The organism is Sphingobium sp. SG1 (assembly GCF_057063145.1).
The window spans coordinates 1-260 of the sequence record NZ_JBVVOJ010000093.1; the positions used below are offsets into that span (position 1 = coordinate 1).

Below are 260 nucleotides of genomic sequence, written 5' to 3' on the forward strand. Positions count from 1 at the left end.
AGGGGCGTGTCTGCAGGAAGCCGGAGCCGCGCTGTAATCTCGGCCATGATAGCGACCGCGATCTCCGAGGGCGACACCGCACCGATATTGAGTCCGATCGGCGCGTGGATACGCGCCAGCGCGGCGTCGCTCGCACCCTGGGCCTTCAGACGCTCGAGACGTTTGCCATGCGTCTTCCGCGAGCCCAGCGCGCCGATGTAGAAACAGTCGCGCTCCAGCGCATGCAACAGCGCCGGATCGTCGATCTTGGGATCGTGGGT

General features: G+C 65.8%; 1 protein-coding gene. It reads right to left on the reverse strand.

The window, feature by feature from the left end; all coding sequences use genetic code 11:
- Nucleotides 1-260: XdhC family protein (locus AC0KVN_RS27690; RefSeq protein WP_483656861.1), on the reverse strand; the 260-nt coding region annotated here is incomplete at both ends.